The 16,642-nt window shown below is 62.8% G+C and carries 15 protein-coding genes and 1 pseudogene; 4 read left to right on the top strand and 12 right to left on the bottom strand.

Annotated features, from left to right (window positions below; translation table 11 throughout):
* Entirely contained in the window at positions 1-1,041 is a 1,041-nt protein-coding gene (locus H1204_RS33005; RefSeq protein ID WP_180734711.1) for an ABC transporter substrate-binding protein, read from the top strand.
* Positions 1,042-1,550: 509 nt separating this feature from the next.
* The gene (locus H1204_RS33000) at positions 1,551-2,663 is read left to right on the top strand and encodes an ATP-binding protein (protein ID WP_243468940.1); all 1,113 of its coding nucleotides are present in this window, start codon (positions 1,551-1,553) and stop codon (positions 2,661-2,663) included.
* A gap of 11 nt (positions 2,664-2,674) precedes the next feature.
* On the opposite strand, the gene H1204_RS32995 is transcribed toward H1204_RS33000, so the two are convergent.
* Entirely contained in the window at positions 2,675-3,307 is a 633-nt protein-coding gene (locus tag H1204_RS32995) for a DUF1003 domain-containing protein (RefSeq protein WP_243468939.1), read from the bottom strand.
* A gap of 308 nt (positions 3,308-3,615) precedes the next feature.
* Between H1204_RS32995 and H1204_RS32990 the strand changes: the two genes are divergently transcribed.
* Positions 3,616-4,437 carry an alpha/beta hydrolase gene (locus H1204_RS32990; protein ID WP_180734709.1) on the top strand — a complete coding sequence of 274 codons (822 nt, stop codon included), beginning with the start codon at positions 3,616-3,618 and terminating at the stop codon, positions 4,435-4,437.
* Between the two features lie 167 nt (positions 4,438-4,604).
* On the opposite strand, the gene H1204_RS32985 is transcribed toward H1204_RS32990, so the two are convergent.
* Positions 4,605-5,810: an acyl-CoA dehydrogenase family protein gene (locus tag H1204_RS32985; protein WP_180734708.1), complete on the bottom strand. Its 1,206-nt coding sequence runs from the start codon at positions 5,808-5,810 to the stop codon at positions 4,605-4,607.
* A 46-nt stretch (positions 5,811-5,856) separates the two neighbouring features.
* A complete protein-coding gene (locus H1204_RS32980) occupies positions 5,857-6,789 on the bottom strand; it encodes an ABC transporter substrate-binding protein (protein WP_180734707.1) in 933 nt (310 codons plus the stop codon).
* A 187-nt stretch (positions 6,790-6,976) separates the two neighbouring features.
* Here H1204_RS32980 and H1204_RS32975 point away from each other — a divergent pair, with 187 nt between their 5' ends.
* On the top strand, positions 6,977-7,888 hold the full coding sequence (locus tag H1204_RS32975) for a LysR family transcriptional regulator (RefSeq protein WP_180734706.1): 912 nt from the start codon (positions 6,977-6,979) through the stop codon (positions 7,886-7,888).
* 29 nt (positions 7,889-7,917) lie between these two features.
* On the opposite strand, the gene H1204_RS32970 is transcribed toward H1204_RS32975, so the two are convergent.
* The 9 genes and pseudogenes from H1204_RS32970 to H1204_RS32930 all read right to left on the bottom strand — a co-directional run bounded on the left by H1204_RS32970 (position 7,918) and on the right by H1204_RS32930 (position 16,613).
* Positions 7,918-9,528 carry a rhodanese-related sulfurtransferase gene (locus H1204_RS32970; protein ID WP_180735121.1) on the bottom strand — a complete coding sequence of 537 codons (1,611 nt, stop codon included), beginning with the start codon at positions 9,526-9,528 and terminating at the stop codon, positions 7,918-7,920.
* Entirely contained in the window at positions 9,521-10,117 is a 597-nt protein-coding gene (locus H1204_RS32965) for a cysteine dioxygenase (protein ID WP_180734705.1), read from the bottom strand. Before H1204_RS32965 ends, H1204_RS32970 begins: the two co-directional genes overlap by 8 nt.
* A complete protein-coding gene (locus tag H1204_RS32960; RefSeq protein WP_180734704.1) occupies positions 10,117-10,935 on the bottom strand; it encodes a class II aldolase/adducin family protein in 819 nt (272 codons plus the stop codon). The genes H1204_RS32965 and H1204_RS32960 overlap by 1 nt, the downstream gene beginning before the upstream one ends.
* Before the next feature lie 18 nt (positions 10,936-10,953).
* Positions 10,954-12,030, bottom strand: a complete 1,077-nt coding sequence (locus tag H1204_RS32955; protein ID WP_180734703.1) for an LLM class flavin-dependent oxidoreductase — start codon at positions 12,028-12,030, stop codon at positions 10,954-10,956.
* Positions 12,031-12,200: 170 nt separating this feature from the next.
* Positions 12,201-12,488, bottom strand: coding sequence for a gamma-butyrobetaine hydroxylase-like domain-containing protein (locus H1204_RS32950; protein WP_180734702.1), 288 nt, complete (start codon positions 12,486-12,488; stop codon positions 12,201-12,203).
* Positions 12,485-13,480, bottom strand: a complete 996-nt coding sequence (locus H1204_RS32945; RefSeq protein ID WP_180734701.1) for a HEAT repeat domain-containing protein — start codon at positions 13,478-13,480, stop codon at positions 12,485-12,487. The genes H1204_RS32950 and H1204_RS32945 overlap by 4 nt, the downstream gene beginning before the upstream one ends.
* Before the next feature lie 29 nt (positions 13,481-13,509).
* Positions 13,510-14,301 carry an ABC transporter ATP-binding protein gene (locus tag H1204_RS32940; protein ID WP_180734700.1) on the bottom strand — a complete coding sequence of 264 codons (792 nt, stop codon included), beginning with the start codon at positions 14,299-14,301 and terminating at the stop codon, positions 13,510-13,512.
* Complete coding sequence (locus H1204_RS32935) at positions 14,298-15,143, bottom strand: ABC transporter permease (protein WP_180734699.1); 846 nt, start codon at positions 15,141-15,143, stop codon at positions 14,298-14,300. The genes H1204_RS32940 and H1204_RS32935 overlap by 4 nt, the downstream gene beginning before the upstream one ends.
* A gap of 37 nt (positions 15,144-15,180) precedes the next feature.
* Positions 15,181-16,613, bottom strand: a pseudogene (locus H1204_RS32930) (ABC transporter substrate-binding protein).
* Positions 16,614-16,642 lie beyond the last annotated feature (29 nt).

The following is a 16,642-nucleotide window of genomic DNA, read 5'->3' as shown; positions in this document are numbered from 1 at the left end:
ATGAAAACCGACGACAAGACTGACTATCCAACGCCCGCCAGCGCATCACGCCGCGCATGGCTGCGCAAGACCGCGTGGACGGCGGGTGCCGCCGCGCTGGGCGGTGCATCGTTTCTGCCCGGCATGCGCGCCGTCGCCGACGAGAACCTTAAGCCGCTCAAGCTCTCCTGGAATGCCGGCGCAATCTGCACGGCACCCGTGCCCGTCGCCGTCAAGCAGGGGTTCTTTCGCAAGCATGGCCTCGATGTCGAACTGATCAACTTCGCCGGTTCGACCGACCAGTTGCTCGAAGCGATCGCCACGGGCAAATCGGATGCGGGCGTCGGCATGGCGCTGCGCTGGATCAAGCCGCTGGAGCAGGGCTTCGACGTGAAGCTGACGGCGGGCATCCACGGCGGCTGCATGCGGCTGCTCGCGACGAAAGCGTCGGGTATCGTCGATCTGCAAGGGCTGAAAGGGCGCACGGTCGGTGTGAGCGATATGGCGAGTCCCGCGAAGAACTTCTTTGCGATCACGCTCAAGAAGCTCGGCGTCGATCCCGACAATGACGTGCGCTGGCGGCAATATCCTGCAACGCTGCTCGGCGAGGCGCTGAAAAAAGGCGAAGTGCAGGCCATTGCCGATGGCGATCCGACCATCTGGACGCTGCGCGAGACCGATCATTTGCAGGAAGTGTCGAACAACCTGTGCGGCGAGTATGCGACCCGCGTGTGCTGCGTGCTGGGCGTGCGCGGCTCGCTGATTCGCAAGGACCGCGCGACCGCGCAGGCGTTGACGCAGGCGCTGCTCGAAGCGACCGAGTGGACGGCGAACCATCCCGCCGAGGCGGCGACGATTTTCTCGTCGAATGCGCCGGGCGCGGACGTCGCGCAATTGACGGCGATGCTGAAGAGTCACACGGACCATCATCACCCTATCGGCGACGCGTTCAAGAAAGAGATCGCGTTGTATGCCGACGATCTGAAGTCGGTCGGCGTGATCAATGCGGGAACGGACTCGAACCGTTTCGCGACGCGCGTGTTTTCGGACGTGCTCGCCTGAGCGATTGGGGCACGGTTGGCGGCACGCAACGTGTCGCCTGCTTCAACGCTGCTTGCGCTTCGCGGCAGAGCCCGCGAAGCGCAACTACGCCTCTCATGTCAGTGCAATGTCGAATTCGGTACACTTCGACATACACGCCACCGTGCAAATCCGATAAAAATCCCCGCTCGACGCAAGCTCGCGCTACGCGCGCGCGTCATATTGGCGGACATCGACAGGCGTCAGCTTCAATTCCGCTTTCAATGCCTGTCTGATCGCACCTATCGCAACCGGCTTCGGAATAAATGCCGGCGAGACGTGTTAACGTGAGTTCGGGACGCACAACGCGAGAATCGCGCCCCGCCCGGACAGCCATGCTGGTATCGCCTGCAACGAGAGGCGGTTCGAAGCACGGTCCGCTATTCGGGGTGAGCTGCGCTGCAAAGCTGGACGCCGTGGGCTTGTGCCGCGTTGCCGTCCCGCATAGAGCGCGATTTGACCAATCCGATTCTCCCGCTCTCGACATGAACATGGAACGCGTGTCTTTTCTTGGCAAGCAGAACCCCACACTGACGCTGGCGCTCGCGGGCGGATTGGCGTTGATCGTCTTCCTGGTCGATTCGTTCGGTCACTTTGCCACGGCAATCATGGTGTTGTACTCGATCGTCGTGATGCTGGCGGCCACCGTCCTGTCGCGTCGTGGCACACTGATCGTCGCGATTGCTTGCATCTGGGCAACGGCCATCGGTTTTCTGATCGGGCATCTCGAAGAAGAGTCTTTCTCCGCGCTCGCACGCGCGACTGTGGCCTGTCTGTCGATCATCGCGACGACGGCGCTGACGTTGCGCATCCAGGCCGACGCCGCGCGTCTCGCGGAGCAGGTGCGCGAGCTGAACGAGACACATGAGGCGCTGAACCGTTCGACAACCGAGCTTGCACACGCCACGCGTGTCACGATGCTCGGCGAACTGGCGGCGTCGATCGCTCATGAAGTCACCCAGCCGCTCGCCGCGATCACGACGCACGGCGAAGCGGGCCTGCGCTGGCTGCGGCGCGAAACACCCAATCTCGATGAAGCGTGCCACGCGTTCGAAGCCATGGTGAGCAATGCGCGGCGTTCAAGCGAGATCATCCGCCGCATACGCGCGCTGGCCCGCAAAAGCGAACCGACGTTTGCGCCGCTCGGCCTCAATAGCCTCGTCGTCGAAACGATCGACTTGCTGGACCGCGAGGTCAAGCGATACGGCGCTGTCGTGAAGATGGATCTCGCGCCCGGTGAGTTGACGGTGAACGGCGACCGCGTGCAATTGCAGCAGGTGCTGATCAATCTGGCCGTCAACGGATTGCAGGCGATGTCGTCGATTCAGGACCGGCCGCGCGAACTCAGATTGCAAACACGCATCGAGGAAAGGCAGCGCGTTTCTATTACCGTCGAAGACTCCGGTGTGGGCATTTCATCCGAGGTCGCAGAGAAACTCTTTAGCGCGTTCTTTACGACGAAGACAGAGGGAATGGGTTTGGGATTGTCGATTTGCCGGTCGATTGTCGAAGGACATGGCGGCTCCATCGCGTGCGTGACACCGTCGGCGCGCGGCGCAAGCATGCAAATTACGCTTCCTGTGCCCGTTCTCGCCGAGGTGTGAACCGTGCTAGGTTACGTTGCTTTCCCGTGTTTATCGCGGGTGAGTTTCTCGTGAACGTCCTGCGTGAGGCGCGCGATCTGTTCGGTGAGATCGCGCGTCAACTCGGTTAGCTCGGTATTCTGCCGAAGAAGCGCCTGCATCTGCTGGGTCTGATGCGCAAGCGCCTTGTCACGCCGTTCCGCCGCAAGCGCCAATGCTTCACGATGACGTGCGTCGGCGTCCGCATGCGCCTTGTCGCGATCGGCCTGGCGCGTTTGTGCGAGCAGGATCAACGGCGCCGCATAAGCCGATTGAAGGCTGAACGCCAGATTCAACAGGACGAACGGATACACGTCGAAACGCGTCACGCCGCACACGTTCAATCCAATCCATATAGCGACGATCAAGGTTTGCGACAACAGAAACGTTGGCGTGCCGAAGAAGCGCGCGAACGATTCCGCCTTTAGCGCAAACCAGTCGTTACCGAAGACAGTCGAAAGATGCGCATAAGGAAGCTGAAACCGCAGATGATCGCGCGGCTGGTCATCGTGTTCGATATGTTCCACAGCCTTGTCGCTGTGCGGCGCAAGACCCTTGATGTTGCTTTCCATGATGGTGGGAATGAATGCTGGAAGTGAATAACCGGCGCACAACGTTTTGCGCATCGAATGTATGCAGACTGTAGAGCTTCGGTGCTGCGCCGGGTTATGCAAACGCACGCCGCGATTCACGTCCGCACGGCCTGTACGCGAGCCGCGCCCCACTGCATCAAACGCGAATGGTCGTGCAGATACCAAAGTGTCGGGGCGATACACAACGCCCGTCTTCCGATAGCCTGGATACTGGATTGGTACGCGATGCACCGGCCGCGATAAGGATCGCACGGCGCGAAGCGCGTATTTCGCCGTGTCGCGTTCGTCGGATCGACGAAACGGGCGACGGCTGAATTGGCATCAATCCAGGAGTTCAGGTAATGGCTACGTTTGTATTGAAAGATGGCACCCAGCTTTTCTATAAGGATTGGGGTTCGGGACAACCGGTCGTGTTCTCACATGGCTGGCCGCTGAACGCCGACGCGTGGGACGCGCAGATGATGTATCTCGCGGAAAAGGGCTATCGCGTGATCGCCCATGACCGGCGCGGGCATGGGCGTTCGGGCCAGCCGTGGGACGGCAACGACATGAGCCGCTACGCGGACGATCTCGCGGAACTGATCGAACATCTCGATCTGAAGGATGCGGCACTGGTCGGCCACTCGACGGGCGGTGGCGAAGTCGCGCGCTATATCGGCCGGCACGGCACGCAACGCGTGCGCAAGGCCGTGCTGATTTCCGCTGTGCCGCCGCTGATGCTGAAAACGCCTGCCAATCCGGGCGGCCTGCCGATCTCCGTGTTCGACGACATCCGCAAGGGTGTGATCGAAAACCGCTCGCAATTCTTCAAGGACCTGGCCTTGCCGTTCTATGGCTTCAATCGCGAAGGCGCGAAGCCGTCGCAAGGCACGATCGACGCGTTCTGGTATGCAGGCATGCAATGCTCGATCAAGAGCGCGTACGACTGTATCAAGGCGTTCTCGGAAACGGACTTCACGGAAGACCTGAAGAAGATGACCGTGCCGACGCTGGTGCTGCAAGGCGACGCGGATCAGATCGTGCCGCTGGACGATTCCGGTAAGCTTTCGTCGAAGCTGGTTCCGAATGGCAAGCTGAAGATCTACGAAGGCGCGCCGCATGGCATGTGCACGACGCATGCGCATCTCGTCAACGCCGATCTGCTGCAGTTCATTCAGGAATAACAGCAGTCGCGTGCAAGTCCTGTCGGTTATCCAGGCACCGGCAGGATCTGGCCGTTACTCGTGGTGCGAACCATTGCGTCACGGGTAACGGCGTTATTGCTTCTGCGCTTCGCCGGAGCTCGCCAATGTCGAGTTGGCACGACGTTCAAGCGGTATTCACGGCCGTGCTATGCGAGCGATGCGAACGCCGCGCGCCCGAGATTGCCGAGCACCGTATCGTTCTGTGGTGTGTGGATACGCGCGCACAGTACGTCGCGATAATGGCGTTCGAGCGCGTTGTTGCGGCTCAAACCCGGGTTGCTGCTCGCTTCGAGCGCGAACTCGACGGCTTCGATCGCGTGCTGGCTCACGAGGTATTTGATCGTCGGCGCTTCCGTTGCGCTCACATGGCCGGCAGCGCCCGCATCGAGCAACACGCGGTTGTTGAAGAGCAATGCGTCGATACGTCCAACCGTCTGCTGGAAACTGTCGAGGCTCGATAGCGGCGCATTCAGGCTCGACGGCACGCGTTGCGATGTCCAGTGCACGAACCAGTCGCGTGCCGCGCGCGCGACACCGTCGTAGATCGAAGGCAACAGCACGTTCATCCAGAGGCTGGTGACCGGGTCCATGCCGCTTGCTGGACCGGGGAATTGCAGATCGACAGCGTGATCGAGCGGCACGCGCACATTGTCGAAGATGACTTCGTGACTGCCCGTCGCGCGCATGCCGAGATGATTCCACGGCTCGCCGAAGCGGATGCCGGGCGTGTCGCGATGGACAAGCCATGTGCCGACACGCGGCGACGCTTCATCCGTGCGGCCCCATACCGCAAACCATGTCAGCCCCGGACTGCCCGTCGAGTAGAGCTTGCAGCCATTCAGTACCCAGTGTTCGTTTTCCCGTTTGCCGACGGTGCCAGGCAGTCCGCCGCGCGACGGCGAACCGAGTTCCGGCTCGACGCGCAGCGAATTGATGAGCGCGCCGCGCTCGACGGCGCCGCGCGCAATGCGTTCCTTGAGCGCGATCGGCCAGTTGGGATTTGCCTGCAAACGCAGATGGTAGAGACATTGCATCACGACGATCAGCGCTGTCGAAGGCTCGCCGCGCGCAATTGCACGTATCACCTTCAACGTCTGCGCGAGTGTCGCCTCGTGGCCGCCAAGCGCGCGCGGCACCGTCAACGAAAGTAGCCCAGAGCGGCGCAGCTTCGCGAGATTGTCGTGTGGAAAATGCGGACCCGCGTCGAGCGCGGCGGCACTTGCGGCGAAGTCGTCGGTCAACGCAGCGAGCCACGTATCGGCTTGCGGGCTGTCGAGATCCGCAAGCGCCACGAGAGCATCGGCGTCGCGCTCGGTATCGATGAATGCACTGTCGGGATGGCGGCGTGTCATATAGGACTCTGTGTGTCGATGGAGCTAGACAATGCGCGGCGCGAGATCACTGCGCATCCAGCGGAAACTGACGGTCGAAACTCGGGGCGACGTCGAGCCGCGTTTTGATGACGTCGGCGCGGTGATAGAGATCGGCGGTCTTTTGCTGCTCGGCGACCACATGGTCGTCGATAGCGATGGGGTGCAGTTGCGCGCGCTGATAGACGATCTTCAACACTTCGGGCGGCAAGCCCGTCACACGCGATTGCATCGCGGCGACTTCATCGGGATGCGACAGCGCCCAGCGCTGCCCAGCCGCGACGCGCTTCAGAAAGTCGGCGATTTCCGCGCGCTTGGCTTTGATCGAGTCTTCCGTTGCTGCCTGGAAGCTCAGACCCGACGAGAGATTCACGCCGTTCGCGATGCTGCGGTCGTGATCGCGCTGTTCGGCGAGCGCGACGTACGGGTCCCATGTGGACCACGCATCGACGTTGCCCGACGCGAGCGCGGCCTTTGCATCGGCGGGTTGCATGAAGCGCAGGGACACGTCGGAGAGCTTGATGCCCGCGCGTTCCAGAGTTGCGATAGCGAGGTAATGGCCGATCGAGCCGCGCGTCGTCGCGATGCGCTTGCCTTTCAGATCGGCAGCGCTTTTGATAGGCGATTGCTCCGGAACGATGATCGCGAGGTCGATGGGCTGTGAGCGCGCCACCGCGACGGCACGCACTTTTGCGCCGGCGGCGTAGGCGAAGATCAACGGCGCGTCGCCGAGTCCACCGACGTCGATTGCACCCGCATTCAATGCTTCGCCAAGCGGCTGCGCAGCGGGGAAGTTGAACCATTCGATCTTGTACGGCACGTCTTTCAACTGCCCGGATGCTTCGAGAATGCCGCGCGTCTGCAATTGCTGATCGCCGACCTTGAGGGTCGTGTCGGCATGAGCGGCGAACGGCGCGGTGGATAACGCAATGAGCAGAAGACGGGCGAGCAGACGGTGCATGATGGATCGTGACGGACGCAAGAGAGGATGAAAAGCCCACGATACGCAGTCGGTTTTTATAAGGCAAACGCATTGTTCTGCTTTGCTAATATGCGAGATCGAAATGCGTACGCGGCCTTGAATGTGATAGGTCAATCACGCTAAGCTCGGCACAGCAATCATCAATCCTTCAAGCGGAAAGCACTCAATGAAACTCGATGAGATCGAGGCCTTTGTCGCTGTCGTGCGCAGCCAGTCGCTGAATCAGGCGGCCAATGCGCTGGCGCTCACGCAACCCGCCGTGACGCGCCGGATCCAGAACTTCGAGGAAGCGCTCGGCGTGGCCTTGCTCGACCGCAACACAAAGCCGTTGAAGACGACGCCGATGGGGCGCGCCGTCTACGAGCAATGCCGCGCGATCGTGCGCGAAGTCGAAGCGCTCAGGCATCTCGTCACCGACGATGCGCCGCTTGCAGGCGTGCTGCGTCTTGGCGTCGCGCAGACGGTCGCTGACGTCGCGATGCTTAAGGCCTTGCATGCGTTACGTGAAGCGCACCCGGAATTGCAGGCGCGTGTATCGACGGGGTGGGGCAATCCGCTGCTGCAAAAAGTCGAAGACGGTGAACTGGATGCGGCTGTCGTGCTGCTGCCTGCAAACCGCGCGTTGCCGGAAGCGCTGGTCGGCGAGGTGCTCGGTCCGTTGAAGCTGGCGGTCGTTGCGCGCAAGGGCAGCATGAAAAAGCGCGTGCATACGCTGGCCGAATGCCAGGCGTATGGCTGGGTGCTGAATCCCGATGGCTGCGGTTTTCGCGCGGGGCTACAGCATGCGCTTGCCGCGCAGGGCTACGCATTGAAACTGAATCTGGAAACGCTCGGCACCGAACTTCAACTCGGCCTCGTCGCCGATGGCGTCGGGTTGGGTCTCGTGCCGTTGCCGCTGCTGAATGCAAGCGCGCACGCGACGCAACTCGACGTGATCCAGCTTGGTGACTTCAAGCCTGAAATAGCGGTGTGGATGGTGCGCTCGCGCGCCCTCGGTAAGATGCAGTCGGCGTTGACGGTACTGTCGGAGAGCATCGAAAAGAGCTTCAAGGCCGCGCGTTTGTCGCGCGCGGCCTGAGCTTCCCAGTCACTCCCCGCGAGCCCCGATCAGATCACGAAGAACCCATGCGTGCCGTCGCGGTCCAGTTGCGCGACTAAACCGTATTCCCATTCCAGATACGCGTTCATCGCTTCACGCGCATTGTCGGTGCCCTCATAGGGGCGCCGGTAACGGTCGATGCGCGGCGAAGCGAGACGTGCATCGCCGCTCTCGACAGGCAAACCCGCACGTACCCAGGCCGACGTTCCGCCATCGAGCACGTGCACCGGCTTGCCCGTCAATGCCGCGACTTCCGGCGCGATGTACGGCGCGAGCGCATTCGTTCCGCACGTGACCACGTAGCGCTTCGCATCGGGCAACGCGCGCAGATCGTCGAAGGCATTCGACAGGCGCGAGCGCACGATCCAGTGAGCGCCCGGTATATGCGCCTTCACATGATTGGCGCTCGACGTCACATCGAGCACGACGGTGCCGCTCGCGGCGTCAGCGAGCACCGCTGCGAGTTCTTGTGGCGCGAGCGTTGGCGTCGAAGCAGGCTGCGGCTTCGCAGCTCGCCACGGTCCGCTTGCCGTCAGGTCGTCCGGCGATGCGGCGTCGACCACGTAGGTGTCGATGTTCATCTGCGCGAGCCACGAAGCCGTCATGTTCGCGCGCACGCCGTCGTCGTCGAACAGCGCGACGCGCGCGCCGCGCACCGGCGCGAACATGTCCGTCTCCTGCACCAGTTGTCCGCCCGGCGCGCCCTGAAAACCGGGCGCGTGCGCGCGTTCGTACTCGGCGGGGGTGCGCACGTCGAAGCGATAGGTGGTGCGCGACGGGTCGGCGGCCCAGCGCGCGGCTTCGTCGAGCGTGGTGCGGCCCACGCCCGCGCGTTGCGCGAGCGCGAGTGCGGAACGTTGCGATGCGTCGATGTCCGCCGCGTCGAGCCCCGCTTGCGGATCGAAGCGTCGGTCGCTGCCGTGTTCGAGTTGTTGGCCCGCGAGCGTCCAGCCAATCGTGCCGTTGCGCAGCGCGGCGACGGGATTCGGCAGCCCGGCATTGACGAGCGATTGCGTACCGATGATGCTGCGCGTACGCCCCGCGCAATTGACGATCACACGCGTGGTCGGCTTCGGCGCAAGTGCACGCGCACGCAACACCAGTTCAGCGCCGGGCACGCTGATACTGCCCGGAATGTTCATCGTCTGATATTCGTCGAAGCGGCGCGCATCGAGCACGACGACGTCGTCGCCGTTCTTCAGCAACGCATCGACGGCTTCTGCCGAAAGCGACGGCGTGTGCCGCTGCGCTTCGACGAACTCGCCGAACGCCTTGCTCAGCACGTTCACGTCGCGAAACACCTCGCCGCCCGCGCGTATCCATCCGTCCAGACCGCCCGCGAGCAACGCGACGTTCGTGTAGCCGAGCGACGTCAGCGTGTCGGCGGCGCGCTCCGCGAAGCCTTCGCCTGCATCGAACAGCACGATGGACACGTCGCGGCGCGGCAGTCGCGTCCACGCGTCGAGTTCGATGCGCGAGAGCGAGAGATTCGCTGCGAACAGCGGGTGACATTGCGCGTGCGGATCTTCTTCGCGTACATCGAGCAGGGCGATTTCACGCCTGGCGAGCAGCGCGTCGCGCACGTCTTCATAAGTGCGCTGGGATATGACTTCATGAATGACGACGTTCCTTGCTGAGGTCCCACAGGTTCGGGATGGTTTCGTTCGAGTAGCCGGAGATGAAGGGCTTGTTAAGGCCGTCGAGCGCGTAGGTCGAGCGCAGCACTGCGCCGATGTTCGCGCCATAGACGTGAATGCTGACGGATACGCGATCATCATCCGCATTGCGCACGCGGTGAATATCGCCGATTTCCGGCGAGACCGCTTCGACAGCGCCTTTTTCAAGGCGTATTTCGTCGCCGGCCTGGCGTAGTGTGCCGTTGCTGTCGCGCGCATAAGATGCGGCGAGTTCAGCGCCACGCAGCACGCCGATCAAACCCCACACCGTGTGGTCGTGGATCGGCGTTTGTTGTCCAGGGCCCCAGACGAAACTGACGACGGAGAAGCGCTGTTGCACATCGGCATATAGCAGGTATTGGTGATAACGCTCGGTGGACGGTTGAGCAAAGGCCTCGGGCAGCCAGTCGTCGGTATGGATCAGCTCGCGCAACGCAGGCTCACCACGTTCGAGTAGTTCGGGTTCAGCGGTGTCGGCATCCACGAGCGCCGCGATCTCGCCAACGAATCGACGCAGTTTGTGAATCGCCATCAGTCGAGCAACTCCCGTTCCTCTTCGACAAGCCCTTCATACAGGCTCTCGAATGAGTGCAGCGCGCCACCGGGACGGCCGACCTGCTGATGCGTCAACGCGGCCATGTCGTGCGGGATCGGTTGCGGCGTGCCAGCGGCTTCGGCGAGCAGTTGCGCGTGGCACGCGTTGTCGAGCGCGATGTACCACCATGCAGCCGCCTCGACGCTCGGCCCGGCCGTCAGAATGCCGTGGTTCTTCAGGATCACCGCCTTGTGCTGGCCGAGCGCGTCGGCGATGCGCGCGCCTTCGTTCGTATCGAGCACGACGCCCCTGAAGTCGTCGAACAGCGCGTGATCTTCGTAGAATGAGCACGAGTCCTGCGTCAAAGGATCGAGCTTGCGTCCCAATGAGGACCACGCTTTGCCATACAGCGAATGCGTGTGCGCAGCGGCGACGACGTCAGGCCGCGCCTCATGAATCGCTGCGTGAATCGCGAATGCTGCCTGATTCACGGGGCCATCGCCGACGACGATCTCGCCATAACGATTGACGAGCAACAGGTCCGACACGCGAATGCGGCCGAAATGCTCGCCGAGCGGATTGACCCAGAAGTGATCGGTCCATTCGGGATCGCGCGCGGTGATATGACCCGCGAGACCTTGCGCGAAGCCATAGCGCGCAAACAGGCGGAATGCGCCTGCAAGACGCTCCTGCCGATGGCGGCGTTCCTGCGCAAGCGTGCGCTGCGGCGCCGCGTCGTCGAACCAGAACTTGCGTACGGGCGTCTGGTGAAGCGCGAGCGAGGCCGCGGGCGTATCGTGGAGTAGGGTGCTCATGTGTTTATATGCTCCCGGTCACGCGGCGCGACGGACGCGAGCGGTCAACTCGCGCGTCGTCGGGATCAGTTCGCGCCCATAGTCGATGGCATCTTCGAGCGGATCGAAGCCGCGCACCAGGAAGGTCGTCACGCCGAGTTCGTAATACTCGGATAGTGTTTGCGCGACCTGCGCCGGCGTGCCGACGAGCGCCGTCGAATTCGAGCGTCCGCCGATTTCCTTGGCGACGGCCGTCCACAGCCGGTCGTCAGCACGTACGCCGTCGCCCGATGCGGCCAGCAGGCGCTTCGCGCCTTCGCTCTGTTGCGGGCCGCCGCGCGAAAAGCCCTGTTCGACGCGCAGGCGCCGTGTTTCTTCGAGAATGTGCTCGGCGCGTTCCCACGCCGCCTTTTCCGTCGACGCGAGAATCGGGCGGAACGACACCGAGAAGCGCACGTTGCGGCCATGCTTTGCGGCTTCGGCACGCACGCGCCCGATCAGTTCCGCGACCTGTTGTTTCGATTCGCCCCACAGCGCGTAGACATCGGCGTGCTTGCCCGCGACGGCGAGCGCAGCCTCCGATGCCCCGCCGAAATAGATCGGCACGTGCGGCGTCTGCTTCGGCTTCACATCGGAGAAAGCCTTTTCAAAGCGATAGAAACGGCCTTCATGATCGAATGGTTCGTTTTCGGTCCAGACGCGCCGCAGGATCTGCAGATATTCGTCGGTGCGCGCATAGCGTTCGTCGTGCGCGAGATAGTCGCCGTCGCGGCGTTGGTCCTCGTCGCTGCCGCCGGAGATGAAGTGCACGGCGAGACGTCCGCCAGAGAAGTGATCGAGCGTGGCCAGTTGCCGCGCGGCCAACGTCGGCGCGACGAAGCCGGGGCGGTGCGCGAGCATGAAGTGCACGCGCGACGTCACGCTCGCGGCATACGCAATCGTGATCGTCGCGTCGGGGCTTGTCGAACTGTGCGGCACGAGTATGCGATCGAAGCCCGCATTCTCGTGGGCCTGGGCAAAGGCGCGCACGTAATCGGTATCGATCGCGGGGCCTTGAGGCAGATGCGTTTCCGATACCTTGCGCTGCTGGATCATGCCGATGAATTCGACGCTCACGTTGGCTCCTTGCCGTATGTTCCGCTTCGACGGACGATTGGATGTGAAAGCAGACGCATTCAGCGTCTGCAGGTCGAAATCAGGCTATCACCGCGTTATGCAGAATTTAAATAGTAAATTCAGATAAAGATATCGAGTGCGCATGTTAGACATGGCTCGATATGCGCAGGTCAGGCGGTGGCTGGCAGGCTTTCCAGAAATTCCCACGGGAAAATGCCGCGTTCGTGTTGGTCGCTAAATAGCAGTTGCACGCCGTATCCGGCGGGGCGGATGTCCAGCACGGCGATGTCGTCGCGCACGACGGGCTCGCCGCCACGAAGGCGCAGACGCTTGCATTCGGCGCAAGGGCAAAGTTGTCGCAGCACGCGATGCGCGACACACTGCGTCGCGCCATCGGGCCAATGCAGCGTCAGCGTGTGCGCTGTGTGATCGATCTCGATGTGCCGAGGCGTTTTCATCGCGCGCTTTGCCCGATCTGCTGCAACGCGATCCGCACAGCCTTGCGGACTTCGGGATCGGCGTCGTCGAGTGCGTGTTCCAGCGCGGCTAGTGTCGATGGATCACGCAGTTCGCCTAGCGCGAGCGCCGCTTCCTTGCGCAAGTTGCTGATCGCATGCGACAGCAGCGCGACAAGCGGCTGCGCGGCGGCGCGGTCGCCCAGTTGACCCAAAGCTCGCGCCGCGCGCACGCGCACTTGCCAGTAGGCGTCATCGAGCGCGGCGATCAGTGCATCGCGAGCCGGTTGCACGCGCAGCTTGCCGAGCGTCGTGGCGGCTTCTTCGCGCACTTGCCACGCGGGATCGGCGAGTGTGTGCAGCAGCGCGTCGCCTGTCGTGGCATCGTCCGCTGGCGCGAAACCCAATGCGCCGACGGCCGCGCGGCGAATCTCAGCGCTGGTGTCACGCGTCGCGACACGCGCGAGCGGCAGGAGCGCGCGTGGGTCCTTGAGCCAGCCGAGCACACTGACGGCTTCGATGCGCACACCTGGATGGTCGTGATCGAGTGCCCGTACTGCCGCTGAAAACGCGTCGGCGTAACGCAGTTCACGCAATGCGCGCAATATGGCCGCTTTCACGAAGGGCTCGGGATGATCGACCCACGCGCACAACACTTCGCCGGAAGACGCGTCCTTCAATGCCGACAGACTCGACGCAGCGACTTCGCGCACATCGCGTGCTGCGTCGGTCAACGCCTCGCACAACGCCGCGACGATGTCCCGTTGCTCCCATGCGCCCAGCACGCGCGCCGCTTCGCTGCGCACGTCGGCGGATTCGTCGTGCTTCAGCGCGGCGACTATGGGTTGCAGCGCGTCGGGATCTTCGAGGTCGGCGAGTTCGAGCAGCGCAATGCGTCGCACGACGGCATCGGCATCCGCGAGACGCGGCAGCAGCGCCACCGCTTCCGGCGCGAGTGATTGGGGATCGTAGGTCAGAATGGTCGGGTCGGTCATGGACGATCAAAGTGTGAAGTTGCGCGGCGTCATGCCGTCTCACGCAGCAGTGCAAGGCATTGGCGCTTGATATCGATGAAGGCGGGGTCGAGCGTCGTGTCGTCGCGGCGCGGGCGCGGCAACGGCACAGGAATATCCGCGATCACGCGTGCCGGGCGCTGCGACAACATCAGGATGCGGTCGGCGAGAAACAGCGCTTCTTCGATATCGTGTGTGACGAACACGACAGTGGTGCGTACCTTCGCCCAGATATCGAGCAGCAGCGTCTGCATCATGCGGCGCGTTTGCGCGTCGAGCGCGCCGAATGGCTCGTCCATCAGCAGCACGCGCGGCCGGTTGATCAGCGCGCGTGCGATCTCGACGCGCTGCTGCATGCCGCCCGATAGCTGCGCCGGATAATGCGCATCGAAGCCGCCGAGGCCGACGAGTTCCAGCAGTTCAGCCGCCTGCCTGCGCCGCTCGCTTGCGCCGAGTCCCTTCATCTTGAGACCGAACGCGACGTTATCGATCACGCGCTTCCACGGAAACAGCGTGTGCTGCTGAAACACGAGACCGCGCTCGGGATGCGGACGGTCGACGGTTTCATCGTCGACGGCAATCGTGCCTTGTGTCGCGGCGATGTGTCCCGCTATCGCGCCGAGCAAGGTCGACTTGCCGCAGCCCGAAGGGCCGAGCACGCAGACGAACTGACCGGGCGCGATATCGACGTCGAGTCCGTCGAGTGTGGCGATCCGCGCATGCGGCGGACCGACTTCGACGGCCAGGCCGCGCACGTTGATGCTGGCCGCCGTGGTGGCGGCTTCAATGGCGACGCTGTTCATCGGCGGGTCTCCTGCAGTCTGTACCACGGCGTCAGCGCGATGCCCAACCGTTTGACGAGCACGCTGCTACCCATCCCGAGCGCGCCGATCAGCGCCATGCCGACGACGATATCCGGATAGTTCTGCAACGTGTATGACTCCCACGTGAAATAGCCAATGCCATATTGACCCGCGATCATTTCTGCGGTGACTAGACAGAACCACGCCGTTCCCATGCCGATTGCGAGGCCCGTGAAAATCGCGGGCGCGGCGCCTGGCAGAATGACTTCGGTATAAAGCGCTAATGGTTTCGTACCGAGGCTGCGAGCCGTCGCAACGAGGCGCGGATCGACGCCTTCCACGCCATGCACGGTATTGAGCAGAATCGGAAACAGCGCGCCGATGAACGTGATGAACATCATGCTGAGTTCCGACGACGGAAATATCAGGATCGCGAGCGGTATCCACGCGACGGCGGGAATCGGGCGCAGCACTTCAAGCGCGGGCAGCGCGGTATCTTCTATGGCGCGGTAGCGGCCGATCGCGAGACCTAGGCCGACGCCGACCACCGTCGCGGCACAGAAGCCCGCCAGCACACGCCAGAGGCTGGCGGCCAGATGCATCGGCAGCTTTGGCGAGTGCAGCAGCGACCATAGCGCGGGCAGGGCATCGGAAGGCGCGGGCACGTTCGCGAATGTGATGAAGCCCGCCGACAACCTGAAGTGCACGGCCAGTTGCCAGAGCGCGACGCATAACGCGAGCGACGCCGCGCGCCACGCGCGACGTCTGGTCGTTGAGGCGAAGAAAGGGGCGCGTCGGTGCGTCGATTCGCGTCTGTCGCGGAGTTCAAAAGTGGCGGCCATAGACGTTTTCCCGATGTGGCGTGACGATGAAACGCGCTCAGCGCGACGCGACGGCTTGCGCCGCGCCCGTTTTCGCGGCGGCATAATCGACGACGGCGCCCGACAGCTGCTGCGCGTATTGATCGGCACCAGCTTTCAGCAGGAACGCCGTGATCGCGCCATGCGCGTCCTTCACATACCACGCCTGGTTTGCGAACAGCTTGAGGCCGCTTGGGTGATCGTGAACGAACACGGCACGCGCCTTGCCGCCCGACTGCTCGATCTTGCCAAGTGCAGCGAACGCTTCATCCGCCGATGCGTAGTTGCGGACCTTCGCTTCGTTGTCGAGCCACACCTGGGCGACGTCGTTGAAGTCGCGAATTGGCTTGCCTGTCACGGCGTCGTTGGCGACGAGGGGTTGCTTCGCGTAGTTCTTCAGCGCGGCGTCGTAGTCGAGACCGGATTCCTTGAACGCCTGGCGGATATACCGGTCGTCGATGAACGTGTTCACATCCAGATCGACGTCGGTTTTCTTCAGCAGCTTCAGCGTTTCGATTGCGGTCGCCGTGGCTTGCCGGTACTCCGGCTTCCAGGTGAGGTCGCGTGTCTGGAGGCCGAGCGGACCGTGGTACAGATAGTCGACGGGTGCTTCGATGCCCGTCGTCTTCTGGATCAGCAGACTGTATTTTTCGGGGTCTTGCGCGATCAGACGGTTCGCCTCGATGGCGGCACGCAGATACGCGACGACCACTTCGGGTATTTCTGCGCATAGGCCGCATCGACGAGCGCGCCGTGATACGTGGGCACATGACTTTGCGCGCCGTCATAAATCTTGCGCGCGATCCCGCGATAGGGAAACAGATCCGCGAACGGCACGAAGTCCGCATGCGCGTCGATCTTGTTCGCCTTCAGCGCGCTGCCCGCCACTTCCGGCGCCTGTGTGATGATGTTCACGTCGGTTTCGGGATTCCAGCCTTGCGCCTTGATCGCGCGCAGCAGCATGCCGTGCGACGTCGATGCGAAGGGCACGGAAATCGTTTTGCCCTTGAGGTCAGCGATCGAACGGATGGGCGAATTCTCAGGCACGACGATGCCGTTGCCGCTGCCGTCCACACTGCCCGACAACACGGTAATGAACACGCTCTTGCGGCCCGCTTTCTGGAACGCCGCGCCATTCAGCGAGCCCGGGAAATCCGCCATCACGCCGAAGTCGAGCTTGCCCGCGACCATCTCGTTCGTGATCGGCGCGCCGGACGTGAAGTCCTTCCATTGCACGTCGTAGGTCGCGTCCTTGTATTTGCCCGTATGCGGCAGATACTTGTCGAGCAGGTTCAGTTCGCGGATCAACAAGCCGCCTGTCGCGCAGTTGATCGTCGTGTCCTGCGTGCCGATGGCGACGCGGATCGTTTCGGCATGCGCCGATCCCGCAGTGAATGCGAGGACGAGGGAGGCAACGGAAATGAAGTGCGGTAGAGTGTAGCGGGTGGTCATGATGTCGGCTCTTTCGTTGGTATCGATGC

The organism is Paraburkholderia sp. PGU19 (assembly GCF_013426915.1).
Lineage (GTDB): Bacteria > Pseudomonadota > Gammaproteobacteria > Burkholderiales > Burkholderiaceae > Paraburkholderia.
The sequence above is the reverse complement of the archived record's forward strand: the minus strand, read 5'-3'. Positions and strand labels throughout refer to the sequence as shown.

Bases quoted from the DNA above. Each gene is read 5' to 3' on its own strand.
- H1204_RS32985 (WP_180734708.1), bottom strand. From the start codon at position 5,810: ATGACACGCCGCCATCCCGACAGTGCATTCATCGATACCGAGCGCGAC.
- H1204_RS33005 (WP_180734711.1), top strand. From the start codon at position 1: ATGAAAACCGACGACAAGACTGACTATCCAACGCCCGCCAGCGCATCA.
- H1204_RS32940 (WP_180734700.1), bottom strand. From the start codon at position 14,301: ATGAACAGCGTCGCCATTGAAGCCGCCACCACGGCGGCCAGCATCAAC.
- H1204_RS32965 (WP_180734705.1), bottom strand. From the start codon at position 10,117: ATGGCGATTCACAAACTGCGTCGATTCGTTGGCGAGATCGCGGCGCTC.
- H1204_RS32960 (WP_180734704.1), bottom strand. From the start codon at position 10,935: ATGAGCACCCTACTCCACGATACGCCCGCGGCCTCGCTCGCGCTTCAC.
- H1204_RS32975 (WP_180734706.1), top strand. From the start codon at position 6,977: ATGAAACTCGATGAGATCGAGGCCTTTGTCGCTGTCGTGCGCAGCCAG.
- H1204_RS32950 (WP_180734702.1), bottom strand. From the start codon at position 12,488: ATGAAAACGCCTCGGCACATCGAGATCGATCACACAGCGCACACGCTG.
- H1204_RS32995 (WP_243468939.1), bottom strand. From the start codon at position 3,307: ATGCGCAAAACGTTGTGCGCCGGTTATTCACTTCCAGCATTCATTCCC.
- H1204_RS33000 (WP_243468940.1), top strand. From the start codon at position 1,551: ATGGAACGCGTGTCTTTTCTTGGCAAGCAGAACCCCACACTGACGCTG.
- H1204_RS32945 (WP_180734701.1), bottom strand. From the start codon at position 13,480: ATGACCGACCCGACCATTCTGACCTACGATCCCCAATCACTCGCGCCG.
- H1204_RS32935 (WP_180734699.1), bottom strand. From the start codon at position 15,143: ATGGCCGCCACTTTTGAACTCCGCGACAGACGCGAATCGACGCACCGA.
- H1204_RS32990 (WP_180734709.1), top strand. From the start codon at position 3,616: ATGGCTACGTTTGTATTGAAAGATGGCACCCAGCTTTTCTATAAGGAT.
- H1204_RS32980 (WP_180734707.1), bottom strand. From the start codon at position 6,789: ATGCACCGTCTGCTCGCCCGTCTTCTGCTCATTGCGTTATCCACCGCG.